This window comes from Anaerophaga thermohalophila str. Valhall, from assembly GCF_000250735.1.
GTDB classification, from domain to species: domain Bacteria; phylum Bacteroidota; class Bacteroidia; order Bacteroidales; family Marinilabiliaceae; genus Anaerophaga; species Anaerophaga thermohalophila_A.
Genome location: NZ_AHZV01000278.1, coordinates 1 through 15,338, shown reverse-complemented (window position 1 = coordinate 15,338; position 15,338 = coordinate 1). Strand labels below are relative to the sequence as shown.

At 38.9% G+C, this 15,338-nt stretch carries 10 protein-coding genes and 2 tRNA genes; 4 read left to right on the top strand and 8 right to left on the bottom strand.

From position 1 onward, the window contains the following. Positions 1-635: 635 nt before the first annotated feature. On the bottom strand, positions 636-2,018 hold the full coding sequence (locus tag OQ5_RS0114685) for an exonuclease domain-containing protein (RefSeq protein WP_016778210.1): 1,383 nt from the start codon (positions 2,016-2,018) through the stop codon (positions 636-638). 982 nt (positions 2,019-3,000) lie between these two features. Here OQ5_RS0114685 and OQ5_RS0114675 point away from each other — a divergent pair. The 3 genes from OQ5_RS0114675 (at position 3,001) to OQ5_RS0114660 (ending at position 5,411) form a co-directional block, all read left to right on the top strand. Further along, positions 3,001-3,073, top strand: a tRNA-Gly gene (locus OQ5_RS0114675). Positions 3,074-3,178: 105 nt separating this feature from the next. Beyond that, a tRNA-Leu gene (locus OQ5_RS0114670) sits at positions 3,179-3,264 on the top strand. A 701-nt stretch (positions 3,265-3,965) separates the two neighbouring features. After that, complete coding sequence (locus OQ5_RS0114660; protein WP_016778207.1) at positions 3,966-5,411, top strand: glycoside hydrolase family 16 protein; 1,446 nt, start codon at positions 3,966-3,968, stop codon at positions 5,409-5,411. A gap of 162 nt (positions 5,412-5,573) precedes the next feature. Here OQ5_RS0114660 and OQ5_RS0114655 read toward each other — a convergent pair whose 3' ends face one another. Beyond that, positions 5,574-7,361, bottom strand: coding sequence for an SLC13 family permease (locus tag OQ5_RS0114655; protein ID WP_016778206.1), 1,788 nt, complete (start codon positions 7,359-7,361; stop codon positions 5,574-5,576). A 961-nt stretch (positions 7,362-8,322) separates the two neighbouring features. Here OQ5_RS0114655 and mazG point away from each other — a divergent pair. Next, entirely contained in the window at positions 8,323-9,066 is a 744-nt protein-coding gene (gene mazG, locus OQ5_RS21250) for a nucleoside triphosphate pyrophosphohydrolase (RefSeq protein WP_255297567.1), read from the top strand. A gap of 134 nt (positions 9,067-9,200) precedes the next feature. Here the strand turns inward: mazG and OQ5_RS0114645 are convergent, their stop codons facing one another. The 6 genes from OQ5_RS0114645 to OQ5_RS0114615 all read right to left on the bottom strand — a co-directional run bounded on the left by OQ5_RS0114645 (position 9,201) and on the right by OQ5_RS0114615 (position 14,888). Then, positions 9,201-9,788: a DNA-3-methyladenine glycosylase I gene (locus tag OQ5_RS0114645; protein WP_016778204.1), complete on the bottom strand. Its 588-nt coding sequence runs from the start codon at positions 9,786-9,788 to the stop codon at positions 9,201-9,203. A 121-nt stretch (positions 9,789-9,909) separates the two neighbouring features. Continuing rightward, positions 9,910-10,668: a PmeII family type II restriction endonuclease gene (locus tag OQ5_RS0114640; protein WP_016778203.1), complete on the bottom strand. Its 759-nt coding sequence runs from the start codon at positions 10,666-10,668 to the stop codon at positions 9,910-9,912. Beyond that, positions 10,628-11,506 carry a DNA-methyltransferase gene (locus tag OQ5_RS0114635; protein WP_016778202.1) on the bottom strand — a complete coding sequence of 293 codons (879 nt, stop codon included), beginning with the start codon at positions 11,504-11,506 and terminating at the stop codon, positions 10,628-10,630. The genes OQ5_RS0114640 and OQ5_RS0114635 overlap by 41 nt, the downstream gene beginning before the upstream one ends. A 55-nt stretch (positions 11,507-11,561) precedes the next feature. Continuing rightward, positions 11,562-12,452, bottom strand: a complete 891-nt coding sequence (locus tag OQ5_RS0114630; RefSeq protein WP_016778201.1) for a hypothetical protein — start codon at positions 12,450-12,452, stop codon at positions 11,562-11,564. A gap of 48 nt (positions 12,453-12,500) precedes the next feature. Further along, entirely contained in the window at positions 12,501-13,502 is a 1,002-nt protein-coding gene (locus tag OQ5_RS0114625; RefSeq protein ID WP_016778200.1) for an ornithine carbamoyltransferase, read from the bottom strand. 408 nt (positions 13,503-13,910) lie between these two features. Continuing rightward, on the bottom strand, positions 13,911-14,888 hold the full coding sequence (locus OQ5_RS0114615) for a carbamate kinase (protein ID WP_016778198.1): 978 nt from the start codon (positions 14,886-14,888) through the stop codon (positions 13,911-13,913). Positions 14,889-15,338 lie beyond the last annotated feature (450 nt).

Sequence of the window (15,338 nt, the reverse complement as noted above, 5' to 3'; positions counted from 1 at the left end):
ACGACATTCTTTTGAATAGTGAAATGTTGACAATTAAGGTACTACCCTTATTTTAGTGGTTAATATTTGTTGAAATATAGTTATAAATGTGGTTGAAATATTGTTGAAAAAAAATACAACATATAAACTACGTTAAACTATATTTTAACTACATATAAACAAATTGCAAGTTGCCATTAAATTCGTGGTAGAACCACAATTAACATTTACACAATACTCCGTTAAATTTTGCAATACGCTGTAATTCAATTGCTTGTATCTAAAAAGGTTTGTTTATTAAAATGCAGTATATTAATGTTGAAAAAATCATCTTACATCTTATATCTAAAAATCTCACGATCTATTGATTTACAGGTGCAAACATTTTAAAGAATTGCATGAAAAACCTTGCCCCTTAAATGGAACTATGCGATGTAAGCAATTTATTATTAATTATTTAATTTTTATTCAGCAAGCCCTAATTAGTGCTTGTCCATAAACTCGAAAAGATTTTTACCATATGTGTGCCTGTTCAGGAAGTGCCGGTTGCAAGACTTGCGAAGCCGCCCAAAACGCATTTTACTTTTCGTAAATGAGTATTTTGGCGGCAAGCGTAACACAAGCAAATGGGACTTTATGGACAGACACTATTTAATTCAGTATTTCAATATTCTAATTTGACTTGTACTTTTATTGTTGAGCCATGTACGGACTATCTTGCGTGTGTCTCGGTTGTCTGTCCCTCCGCTGATATATTCTTCGAGCTGGGCAGGATGTGTAATGGTATCCTCCTGATTCAGCCATCCATAACCGCGTAAAACGTTTTTTTCAACCCAAACAAAAGATTTTTCTCCGGAATGACGTCCTTTATCAAAAACAATAAAGTTTGAGGATGAAAAACTCAGTTTTTTGAGCATTTTTGAAACACGGGCGTTATAATCAGCAGGTTTTTCGTTTCCTATGCAGGCTCCGTTACATTGGTTTACCTGATAGCTAAAACAGGGGCCTTTGTTATCTTCGAGCCCGGCCAACTGGCGGCAAAGATTATACTCTTCGACCCACGAAGACAGGGTTTGAATTGCTTTCTCCCTGGTGGAAAATGCGTCAAGGGGTTGACTGATGCTTTGTTTTATCCGGTCGATAAAGAACCGTTCATAACCGCGCTGATCAACAAAGTGGTAAATGCCCCAATTAAAACGAGAATGTCGACCTGCCTTATTAAAAAGGGGGCGCTGTTGCTTAATCTCATCCGCTTCGCGAAGCAATGCCACTAGTTCGCTTCCGGTTAGTTCATAGCTTACATCGGTCAGATTCTCTTTTAGCCTCAATGCACGCTTATTCCTGGCTGAGAGATGTGAATATATCCTTTTCTTAATATTTCGACTTTTACCGATATAGATGACCCGTTTTTCGGAATTATGAAAATAATATACGCCTGGCTCCTCCGGAAGTGCACGTAGTTTTTTAAGATCAAGCGCCGGATTTAAACCTTTGATATCAAAATCTTCCTTCGGATAAATAAAACCTCCGTTTTTAGCTATCAGATGCTTTAGAAGAAGTGCGGTGGCATGAGCATCACCGCCTGCCCGGTGCCGGTTGGAAAGCGGAATATTCAGTTCATTACACAGTTGCCCGAGACTGTAAGAAGAATGTCCAGGAATGACTTTACGGGAGAGTGCCACAGTGCATATCACCTCTCGGACATAATCATATCCAAGACTTTCAAATTCTTTTTTAATAAAATTGTAATCGAATGAAGCATTGTGGGCTACAAAGGTAGTGTCTTCAGTTATCTCAACAATGCGCCGTGCAATTTCATAAAATTTGGGCGCATCTTCCACCATTTTATTTGTGATACCTGTGAGCCGGCTGATATAAGGTGGAATGCGAGATTCGGGATTTACAAGTGATATAAATTCATCAACAATTTTTTCTCCTTCCATTATGAAAATGGCTATTTCGGTAATTCGGCCTTGTCCGGCTTTACCTCCTGTAGTTTCTATATCGACAACCGAATACCTGGGCACTTTTCTTATCATGACTACAAAATTATTCAAATTCTTCAACGTTCATTACTCTTATCCCTGAAATCACAAAATCCAAAGTCCGGCCTGATTATAGAATTAGTTGATTATGCAATTGGCATAGCAGGACATTTCTCAAGGCTTTGTTCACTGTTATTCAGTAACATTCATATTAAATGAGAAAATAGCAATTAAAAAAGCATTCTAAGCTTGCAAACATTGGATGTTTAAGCTACTTTTGTAACAGAATGTTCATTGAAATAAAACGAGCATGGCAAAGGTTGCCACAATAGATTATCATATTCTTAGATATAAGATTTAAGATGAAATGAACAATAAGAATATGTATAAATGCTTGTATGCGAGTTCCATTAGGCTTTAAAAATCGAATTTTATACTATATGGAATATGTAAGGGTGTAAAGTTTGTCATAGCGGTCACACGAGTATATTCCTGCATACAAATGACATCAGACCTTGACATACGGATAAAATAATGGAATAAAGATATGCCGCACCAGAATTATTGATTGTTAAACTCAACACTACAAACATACCGAGTAAAACTATCCGTTAAGAGGGCAGGCCTCAACCTTCGGGTTGTCTTCGGACACGGAGGATCCCCGATTATCGGATGTACTCAAATCCTGTCGTCAGGAGTTTAAATAATCCAACTGGTGCGGCTCCTCATTAATTAAAGAAAGGGTAGTTCAATTACGAAAAAGGACTACCCTTTTTTAGTTTGGCTATCCATAAAATGCCATTTGCTGTGTTGCACTTGCCGCCAAAATATTCATGAAGTAAAAGCCTCCTGGAGACTTTCCAAAAGATGAGAGAGTTTGAACTCCGTCACTTTGGTAGATACTTTTTTTTCAAAAAACATTTCGGGAAAACGAAAATTTTTTACCTTTGCACTCGCTGTCACAAACGGTGCAGCGATTCTTGCGAATAAGAGAATAAGCAAGGTTAAGTAAAGATTCTTAAGACAATTATCAAATGCGGAAATAGCTCAGTTGGTAGAGCACGACCTTGCCAAGGTCGGGGTCGCGGGTTCGAGTCCCGTTTTCCGCTCAGGGAAAGAGCGACGAGAAGGCTATCCCGATTATTCAGGAAGTTTCGTTTTCAATGCTTATGAACAAAACCTTCGGGTTACCGGAAAATTAATAAAAGAGTGACGCCCAGATGGTGGAATTGGTAGACACGCCAGCTTGAGGGGCTGGTGGCCGTTAAAGGCCGTGCAGGTTCGAGTCCTGTTCTGGGCACAAAAAAACCGCAATCAAATGCTTTATGTTGATTGCGGTTTTTATTTTACTTTCATAATTGCCTTGCCTCAACGAAGCAAGCACAGGGAAAGGTTTTCATTCAAATTCAATTTAGTGTGTGGCTATAAACTCGCAAAAATTTTCACAATATGTGTGTCTGTTCAGAAAGTACCAGTTGCAAGGCTTGCGAAGCCGCAAAAAACGGAGTTTACTCATCGTAAATGAGTATTTTGGCGGCAAGCGTAACACAGCAAATGGTACTTTGTGGACAGACACTATTTATTAATTTGGTGCCTCATCATATTCATACTTCCAAATTTTTTTCTTTCCCAATCGATAATGTCTGATTCAGGATAAAACAGTTAAATCCTGAAACCCTCTGGCAGATTTTCAGTATAAATAATTGTAAAACAAGTCGTTTTTAAAGATCGGATACAATTTCGACAGAATTTGCCCGTTGTTTAATCAAGTTTAAGAATTAGCCTCATTCGGTAAAATGTTAATAAATGATATAAAAATCATACATTACCGTTTAAAATACAAAGCAAAATATTATCTTCGTTTTGCTTAAAAAGTAATTTCATTAACAATCACGGGCCGGATCAAAACATCTGTTTATTAATTTTTACCAAACACAGGCTCCTGATTAACAATATATAACATACACCCTAAGTAAAAACTTGATAAAACTATCATTGGCCATGGCTGGTATATTATTTGGTAAAAAATTTCCAAACACTCAGAAGTACGAAGATCAACAGAACCGTTTAAGAAATGACTATGCCCGGTTTCAGGAACTGGAGAATTCATCACTGTATCAAAGATACCAGGAGTTAGACAGGAAAGTACATTCCGGCGACTTTGAAAAAAAAGTACACGATCTTAAGCATAAGAAATTCAAAGACACACAGGAATATCAGCAACTGAAGCGCTTTAAAGAACTTAGTAAAAACAAGGAGATCAGGACGTATCTGAAGTTTTACAGAAGCGGTAAAGGCAAGAGAATGCAGGAAATATTTGAATCGGATGCTTTTAAAAGATTTAAAGAACTTCAGAAATACCTGAATTCTCCCGAATTTTACAAAGAAAAATCAGGTTCTGATTTCAAAAAGTCGGATGCTTATCAAAAATATAAAGCTTACAAGAAACTCAAAAAGAATAAAGACAACAGATGGGCGTTAAAAACCGAAAAATCGGAGGCCTGGAAGATATTCAAAAAACTTGAAGAGAGTGATCGTATTGCAGAGTATTATAAACTCAAGGCAACTGTAGAATCTCAGGAATTTAAAGATTTTAAGTCCTACATGGAAGACCCTCATCGTTTTAAAAAATCGGATGAAGCGGCCCTTCTGAAAGAATTTGCTGATCTAAAAAAACATAAAGATATTATCTGGTTTCTTCGAAAGAAAGAAGAAAAGCCATTCGAAGAGCTAAAAAAATGGGAACTGACTTTCGAAGATAATTTTAACGGTGCATCGCTTGACCCCGATAAGTGGATAACCGGTTATTACTGGGGCAAAGCTCTAATGAACGACACCTATTCTCTTGAGGGAGAAAAACAATATTATACGGCCGGAAACATTGAGGTAAGAGATTCTGTTCTTCGAATAATTACACGAAAAGAACAAATTGAAGGAAAAGTCTGGAACCCCACATGGGGGTTCAGGAAAGAAGAATTTGATTATACATCCGGTTTGATCAGTACCGGCCAGAGTTTTCGGCAACAATACGGCAGATTTGAGGCCAAAGTACGCTTTAACAAAGCCTATCCGTTCATTAATGCTTTCTGGATGGTCGGCGAAAAAATGGTACCGCATGTTGATGTTTTTAAATCTATGTACCCTGGCGGAAGATTGTTGGAGGCCGGAATAATAGCCGACGTCACGAAAAAGAATGTTAAAGAATCGACCAAACGGATAAAAGGAGCCCGTTTCACCCGGGATTACTTTATTTATTCACTTGACTGGAGTGAAAAAGAGATGGTATGGAGAATTAATGGTGTGGAAGTTTACAGACAAACACACAATATTCCTGAAGAACCCATGTATCTCACCTTTTGTACTACCTTGCCCGAAGAGCCTAAAGAATCTGATTTACCTGCCGTTATGGAAATCGACTGGATCAGGTGCTTTCGGAAAAAGGATTAAATTTTTGTTGTAGCTGCTCCTTGTAATTCCTGGCGACATTGAGGCTCAGGATTTATTTAATCCTTTTTTTGAACCGGGGATAACTCTGTGTTAATGATGATTTAATAACTTTATGCCTCAATGAAGCTGATAAGAGACTTTCAGGAGCGGGCTCATTTGTTTTCAGGTAAAATACATCAGACTAAGTACCGTAATGGTTACCACCATGTAGATAATGGTAAGCGGAAAGCCAATCTTAAAGAAATCACGGAAATTGTAATTCCCCGGCCCGTAAACCATCAGGTTGGTCTGATAGCCAATTGGTGTAATAAAGTTGGCTGCAGCAGCGAACGAAACCACCAAAGCAAAAGGTTCGGGGTCAAGTCCCAGTGTTTTTGCAGCAGTTAAAGATATCGGAAAAACAATAGCAACTGCCGCTTTGTTGGTAATATAAGCCGCAAGAGCCGTGGTAATCAAATAAATACCAAATAAGAGGGTGACCCGCCCGAAAGGAAGAAAAACACTAATAATCAAATCGGCGACCATATCGGCAACACCGGTCTTTATCATGGCTGTACCAAGGGCAAGCGACAGAGCAATAATAACGGCCAGGTTATAATCAATGCTTCGGGGCATATCTTTGGGTGAAACAATTTTAAGTGCCGAAACAACAATCAGGACTACAAAAAGGCCTATAAATAGTGGTACAAGTTTTACAGCGGATAAAAGAATCGCCAGCAGCGTTCCCCCCAAAAGCGTATATACCTTATATTTTTCGGTGCGGTTAAACTCCCTGATTTTTGAGATCAGATAAAAATCCTGTTCGCTTTCAACCCTGCTGATAAAAGCTTCGCCTACAAGGAGCATCAACACATCACCGGCTTTTAGCTTTACATCATCCATTTTCCCGACAACTCTTTCACCGTTACGGTGCAGGGCCAAAAGAGCTGCATCATATTTCCCTCTGAAATTTACTTCTTTTACCGTTTTGGTAATCAGTGTTGAATTATGAGAAACAACCACTTCTACAACCTGAGTCCGCTTTAGTTTGGACATCATTCCAACGGTCGGCAGAGTCAGTCCGCAATTTTCAGATAAAAGACGAACTACATTTTTATTTTCCCCGGCAAATCTGAGCAAATCACCTTCCTGTAACCTGAAATTATCGGAAAGCAATTGAAATATCCTGTTATTCCTGATGATCTCTATGAGGACAAGCCCCTCCATATCCCTTATTTCGGTTTCTTTAAGCGTCTTCCCCACCAAATGGCTGTTGCGTCTCACTTCGGCTTCCACCAAATATTTACGTTCGGAAGTAGAATACTCTTCCATCACACTCTTACGCTCGGGAAGCAACCGATAAGAATAAAAATAGAGATACAACATTCCAATAACCAGCATGGGAAATCCCACGTAGAAGAAATCAAACATTTCCAGGGCTGCCATGTCGGGAAATATCTTCTGGTCAACCACCATCCCGTTTACAATGAGGTTGGTAGAAGTGCCAATGAGCGTGATACATCCGCCAAGAATGGCCGCGTAGGAAAGCGGAATCAGTAGTTTTGAGGGAGATATGTTGTGTCGACCGCTCCATTGGTGAACATAGGGCATCATTACTGCCACCAGGGGCGTATTGTTGAGGAATGCAGAAAACCCGCCTACCCAAATCATCATACGGGCCAAAAACCCCTTATATTTCATCGAACGTGGAAAGGCCTTCTCAAAAATGGCCTCAATAACAGAAGTTTGCCGGATGGTATCGCCCAGAAGCAGCAACATGATGATTACAGCAATCTGTTCATTGGCAAATCCTGCAAGAATTTCCGACGGCGTGAGTACTTTAAAAATGCCAAGTACCATGACGGCAATAAAAAAGGTAAAAGCCGCTCCCATCAGTTCCCTGTAAAGGGAAATCAGAATAAACGCAAGAACCAGGAAAACAAGGATTACATCAAACGTAGGGACACTCATATATGGTCTTGATTTCTACTCGAAATTACTTGTTTTTCGGGCGCAAGTTAAAACATATTTTGAAAAAATTAACAATTCAATCAATGAAATTCTGGCTGGCTATCAGACTCAATCCCCTTATACCATTAAAGATGTTAAGATTATAGCCTGCAGTCTTTTGTTGAAATTCGGTCTTTATGGGCTAAATAGAGCTCGTCTCAATAGATCGTTAGATTTTTAGATATATGATGTAAGATGATTGTTACGACCTTGATCTACTGCATTTTAACAGTCAAACCCATTTAGATGCAAATAATTGGTTTGCAGTATATTGAAAAAGTTTAACGGAGTATTGCGTCTATAAACTCACAAAAATTTTCACAATATGTGTGTCTGTTCAGAAAGTGCGGGTTGCAAGGCTTGCGAAGCCGCCAAAAACGGAGTTTACTTTTCGTAAATGAGTATTTTGGCGGCGAGCGTAACACAGTAAATGGCACTTTATGGACAGAGACTAAATAGTGGTTGTCTATAAAGTAGGAAAAGTTTCCAACTTATCATGTTTCCGTTCATAAAGTGTCATTTACAAGGCTTGCGAAGTCCGAAAATACGGAGTTTACTCATCGTAAATGAGTAATTTTCGGACGAGCGTAACACAGTAAATGGCACTTTATGGACGGAAACTAAATAATATTTTGAGATGCTATGAGTTTTGTCTATTTTTATTCCATGCCAGAAACGCAAAATTAAAGGAACACCAAAATCGCAAAGAGAAGATTTGATGAATGAAACGAGCATGACGAAAATTGCAATAATAGATCATTAGATTTTTATATATAAGATGAAAGATGAAACAAGCATGGCAAGTTTTATCACAATAAGAACATGTATAAGTTCTTGCATGTGAGTTCCATCCGACCTTAATAAATAAATTTTATACGGATACTGATGAAAATTCAACGAAAAAAAAGAAGCATTCGGACGATTGCTCAAGATAATGGATGAGCTTAGAGAAAAGTGTCCGTGGGATCGCAAACAAACAAATGAATCATTGCGGACACTTACCATAGAAGAAACTTATGAACTGGCCGATGCCATTATCGAAGCCTCAGATGAAGTCATAAAAAAAGAGCTGGGCGATTTGCTACTCCATATCGTTTTTTATGCTAAAATAGGTGAAGAAAGAGGAACTTTTTCAATTGGAGATGTTATTGAATCGTTGATTGAGAAGCTCATCTATCGTCATCCGCATATTTTTGGTGAAACTAAAGTAAAAGATGCCACCGAGGTAGAGCAAAACTGGGAACAACTAAAGTTGAAAGAAAAGAATGGAAATCGTTCTGTTTTGGCAGGTGTCCCAAAATCATTGCCAGCCATGGTAAAGGCTAACAGAATTCAGGATAAAGCACGGGGTGTCGGATTCGACTGGGAACACCGTGACCAGGTGTGGGAAAAAGTACAGGAAGAATTGTTCGAACTGAAAGAAGAATTGCTTACCGGAAAACAGGATTCTATAGAAGATGAATTTGGAGATCTGTTCTTTTCGCTTATCAACGCAGCTCGATTGTATGGCGTAAACCCTGAAAATGCACTCGAACGCACCAATCAGAAGTTCATTAAACGCTTTAATTATCTTGAGCAAAAAACAATAAGACAGGGAATTAACCTCAAAGACCTTACTTTGGCCCAAATGGATGAAATCTGGAATGAAGCGAAGACAGTTGAGTGATGAGCATGGGGCAAAGGGCATGGGGCATGGGGCATGGGGCATAGAGGATAGAGCATGGAGCATAAGGTAAGAAGGCGGAAGAGAGGAAGGGTTGGATGGTAAGCGTGGCATTCAATCATTCCCTCATTAGCTCATCAGCTCATTTCGTCCAGGATTTCCTGGCGCACGAAACAATCCGTAACATGGTCATTGACCATACCTGTGGCCTGCATGTGAGCATACACAATGGTGCTTCCCACAAACTTGAAGCCACGTTTTTTCAAGTCTTTACTGATTTTATCGGAAAGCGGTGTCGAAGCCGGTATTTCTTCAAGCCGTTTAAAGTTATTGATTATCGGAGTGCCATCTACAAAATCCCAGATATACTTCCCGAAAGAGCCAAACTCTTCGCGAACCCTCAAAAAGGCCTGAGCATTGGAAATGGCGGCCCTGATTTTTGAACGGTTACGGATGATCCCTTCATTACCCATTAACCGATCAAAATCTTTCCCGGTATAACGGGCAATTTTATTAAAGTCGAAATGATCAAATGCCTTCCTGAAGTTTTCCCGTTTTCGTAAAATGGTGATCCAGCTCAACCCGGCCTGGAATCCCTCTAAAATTAAAAATTCAAACAATGTGGGGTCATCAAAAACCGGTCTGCCCCACTCCTGGTCGTGATAATAAATATAGAGCGGATCGTTCCCGCACCACTGGCAGCGTTTCAACTCTTTTTTGTTCATTCTTTAATCAATATGCCGTTAAACTTTTACAGATGGCTGATAATTATTAGTTTACTGAATTAAAGGCATAAACCACAACTCTCTCATAACAAAAACTTTGCGTCATTGCGTCCTCTGGCGTTTAAGCTTTTTTTAACTGGCTATTGTTAAAATTGCCTGAATTAAATTCTACAAGTTTTTCCCAGTTAATCTCACCGTTATCTTCACAAAAATCATTTGCGAATTCTTTCGTGAATTTGTTGATCATTTTGGCATAAGAAGCCAAAAACATTTCATTTTTTTCTTTTGCTTTATGCCCTATCGGCTCAACAATGTCTTTATATAGATTCTCTTCCCCGGAAATAAAACTCCAAAAATCCTGACCACAATATTTGAAATAGCTTCCTTTATCAGGATTATTATCTCTTCCATAGCAACATCCGTTAACAGCGACTACTATTAAGCCCGAATTACTGGTTCTTAGGGTACGCTTAGCAGTGTTGAAATCACTTTTCATTTTTCCGATTTGACTACTGTTTCCCCAATTTGGACCAGATTTAATATTAACAATGTAACGAATATTATTCTTATCAAATTCCAGATCAATACCTTGTATTCCGGATTTCCAACCATTATAAACTTTTTGATTAATGAAAATGGCTAGTCCTTCCAGCCAATCCCCAAAAAGAGTTTCTTCATTTGAAGAAATAAATGCGTCTGTCAGCTTTCGGATGATTTCTTCTGCAGTAAGGAGATGTTTAGCTTTAAAAAGGTATGGATTCTTTCTTTTCAAAACGCTTTTTAGCTGCAATTTCTTTAATCCATCAATCCTCTTCTGATGAAATGTTCCGATGTTTTCCTCAACGTATTTGGTTACGTCTGTTAATTTCAGTCGATTCATAGTCAGTATTGGGTTCAAACAGAACTAACTTTGCGGGTTCAATTCTTTCTTTGATATAATCGTAATATTCTTTATATAATTCAATCCCAATAGAGTGACGGTTCATTCTCTGTGCTACAAAGTTAGTTGTTCCGGAGCCCGTAAATGGATCGAGAACCGTGTCGCCAGGCCTGGTAAATAGTTTAATGAACCATTCGGGCAGTGCTTCAGGAAAGGCAGCACTATGCTTTTTGTTGCTGCATTCTGTAGATAAATGCAATACATTGGTTGGATAAGCTTTTTCTCGAGCAAGCCAATTCGAAATATTTTTACCAAAACCACTACCCACCCTTGATTCATCTCTGCGTTTATCCGTGTCACTCAACTTTCTTAACCTGCTCTTTGCCCAATCTCCCATAGGAACCATTACAGCTTCCTGATACATGGCAAACTTCCTGCTTTTATTAAACTGAAGAAGCCTCTCCCAAGAATCCCTAAAACGATTGGGCCATTTACCCGGATAACTGTTTTTTTTATGCCATATAAATTCTTCTGTCCAGAACCAGCCTTGATTACGCATAGCAAGTATAAGCTCCATTACATAGGTGCTTCTTTCTCCATTGACAACTTTTTCTTTGATATTAAGAACGAAGGTTCCTGAAGGTTTCAATACTCTTAAAAGCTCTTTCGAAATGGGTAAGAACCAGTTTACATATTCATCAGGCTTTATCCCACCGTAAGTAGTTTTTCTTTGATCGGCATAGGGAGGAGATGTAAAAATCAAATCAACAGAATCGGATGGTATTTTTTTCAGAACGTCTCTACAATCACCGTGTATTATATCTGTTTTGATTTGCATTTTGTCTCGTTTTTGCCTTCAAATTTAATTATTTCTTGATAATTTGGAATAATCATCAACCATTGATCAAGGTATCTAAATAAAGAATTTCCCAAAAAGGCATGTATTCAGTCCAGTTAAAGAAGAAAGAAAAGATAACATGTATTAATGGAGCTGATAAAAAAATCATAAAAAGATAAAGAACAATTTGTTTATTTTTCATTCTCAATACTATAGGCGGTAACAGGGCATTCATCAACATTGGAACCAGATAATTAATCCACCACTTTAGTCCCATATCTGTTCCATATTTACCGAACAGCATTCCAAAAACAACACATAATAACGAGAGCCAGATGACCTGATTAACTCTTGTCATGTAATTAGTCCTTCCCAATACCATCAAAAGAATAAGATTAAAAACCACCAAAGATGTAAAAATCAAGGTTATGAATTTGAATGTACTTTCTGATAATTTGATATTGAAAATGATAATTGATGTAATGATGAGAAAACTCACAATTCCCGGGACAAGAAATTTTACATAATCTCTACGGCTAATTTTTTGTTTGTTTTTAAGCCTTTTCCGAAAGAGGATAAAGGAAATAAATGGCAAAAGAAGCAAAAAGGCATATCCATATAAAGTGGTAGGATGATACAACTCTATTATTGCTCCCCTTATTAATCCGTAGAAAATATAATCCAAAACAACCGCAACGAGACCAAAAATCAGTGATGTATAGGCTGCTCCATATACCAATCTTTCACCATCATATCTTATCAAACAGTCGAATACCGTAAAAATCCAAATTGGGGTAATTGCAACAAACATCAGGGTCATGCCTAAGACAGCATTATAACTCCATGGATACCAAAGCAGAAAATTAACGAACCAATAGGTAGAAAAGGCTGCGACAATTGTATAAACAAACCATCTTAAGAAGCGATTATATGTACCTACCGTCATAATATATTGCTTTATCTTTTTCTTTGTTTCAAAAATAAACAAATATGATCATTGCCCCAAAGTAGCTACCATGACGGCTTTAATGGTATGCATCCGGTTTTCAGCCTGGTCGAAAACGATGGAAGCCGGCGATTCGAAAACCTCTTCGGTTACTTCCATGCCATCAAGACCAAACTTGTTGAAGATGTCCTCTCCTACTCTTGTTTCCCTGTTATGAAAAGCAGGCAGACAGTGTAAAAATTTGCAGGACGGATTACCTGTGAGCTCCATGGTTCGATCATTGATCTGAAAAGGTTTCAGCAGATTGATACGTTCTTTCCATACCTCCTCGGGTTCGCCCATGGATACCCAAACATCGGTATAAAGGAAATCACATCCGGCCACGCCTTTTTCTACGTCGTCCGATATGGTAATGACAGCCCCGGTTTCGGTGGCTATTTTTCTACATTGTTCCACCAGTGAAGGATTCGGTTGCAGGGATGCCGGTCCGATTATGCGTACATCCATTCCCATTTTGGCCCCTCCTACCAACAATGAGTTGGCCATGTTGTTGCGGGCATCTCCCAGGTAGGCAAACGAAACCTGGTTGAGCGGAACGGTTGAATGCTCCTGCATTGTCATAAAATCGGCGAGTATCTGCGTCGGATGAAATTCATCTGTAAGACCGTTCCACACCGGGACACCAGCATATCTGGCCAGCTCTTCAACAACTTCCTGACCGAATCCCCGGTATTCTATCCCGTCGTACATCCTTCCCAGCACTCTGGCCGTATCTTTCATCGATTCCTTATGGCCTATCTGCGAACCGGACGGCCCCAGGTAAGTAACATGTGCCCCTTGGTCGTATGCTGCCACCTCAAAGGCACAACGGGTGCGTGTCGATGTTTTTTCAAATATGAGGGCTATGTTTTTGCCCTTTAGTTTTGGCTGTTCAATTCCTGCATACTTGGCTGCTTTGAGTTCCCGTGCAAGGTCAAGTAAAAATGCAATCTCTTTGGTTGAAAAATCAAGCAGTTTCAGGAATGACCTGTTTTTTAAATTAAAAGCCATGTGTTTTTAGTTTTTAGTCAATAGTTTTTAGTCAATAGTTTTTAGTCAATAGTTTTTAGTCAATAGTTTTTTATTCGATATATACATCAATAGTCAGTTAAAAATTGCCTAAACGCAAAGTTCAATGACGCAAAGTTTTTATTATTAGAGAGTTGTGGCTGCATTATTATTTGTGTAAATATATCTAAGGACTCTGATCATCTAACCTTCTTTTATCTAACTCAAATTACAAAACGCTCTATATCAATCATTTGTTTTGCGGAGTTGGATTTTTGCTTATCAGGCCAATTTTGGTACTAACGGCAAAATTCTTATCTGCAAAATTTAATACTTCTGCCTTCTGCCTGGCAAGCTTCTGCCTGACGAACATCTAATCATCTAACCCTCTAACATCTGATCATCTGACAATCAGTCGTATTTATGTAAATCTTTCTCATCGTAATGCATAGTAATCTTGGTTCCGTAGGATTTATCTTCCAGTTTTTTTGATTCGGTAATAATACTTTGTCTTCCGCCATTTTCTATGAAAGACAGAGCGGCTTTAATTTTCGGAGCCATGCTTCCCTCTCCGAAAGTGCCGGCTTCCAGGTATTTCAATGTATCGGCATAGTTCAGAAATTCGAGTTTTTCCTGATCGGACTCCCCAAAATTAGCATAAACAAACGGAACATCGGTCAGCACGTAAAAATCATCTGCTTTGATCTGCGTGGCCAGAAGCGAAGATGCAAGATCTTTATCCACTACAGCTTCCGAGGGGCGAACCATACCTTCCTTATCGGTATAAACAGGGATGCCTCCTCCCCCTACGGCAATGACAATAGTTCCCGCCCTGGCATTACTTTCAACAACTTCACAATTCATAACCGACCTGGGTACTGGAGATGCAACCACCCTCCTGTATCCACCGGGACTTTTCTTGTCTTCTTTAAATGTCCAGCCTTTCTCGGCCGACAAGCGGTCGGCTTCCTCCTTTGACATGATTTTTCCGATGCGTTTGGTGGGATTTTGAAACGCGTCATCGTTGGGATCAACTTCGGTAAGCGTCATCAATGTAAGCACATTCCTGTTCAGTTTGTGCCGGCGAAGCACGTTGATCAGACATCGTTCGATCATGTACCCGATACCACCCTGACTGTCGGCCACACAAATATCCAACGGCATTTGAGGAATACCATATTGTTTTTCGCCGGCATCGTTACGCATCAGAATATTTCCAACCTGTGGACCATTGCCATGTGTAAAGACAAGGTTATACCCCTCTTTCACAAGAAAAATCAAGTTTTCCAGGGTTTCGGTGGTGTTGGCCTCCTGCTCTTCAATGGTTCCGGCCTGATTGTTTCGTAACAAGGCATTTCCACCAAGAGCAATTACGGCAAGCTTACTCATATTGACAGATAATTAGACGTTTAGATATTAGATAATTAGATATTAAGATATCTTTCTGCTATGGTTTCATATCCAATAAAAAAATAACAACACTCCGTTAAACTTTTACAGACATCTGGTCAATAATTGTTTAAACAATTATTGACACTTACCACAACTCTCTTATAATAATAACTTTGCGTCATTGCGTCTCTGCGTTTAGGCTATTTTTAACTGACTATTATAATAACACTATAATCGATAAATTAAGCTGTTTTTCCTATGATCATTGTCATTGGACGAAGTAAAATATATTTCTTTGTCGGGTTTTGCCCGTTTTTTGACGAGTATATGAAAAGCCGCGACGAGGAATTACCTCTTTTCATTTTTTTCTGTTAGTTTTGATAGAATAAAAATTTTTGCTTCAATAGGATATGCAGAATAATAAATGAGTGCGGCATAAAAAGCATA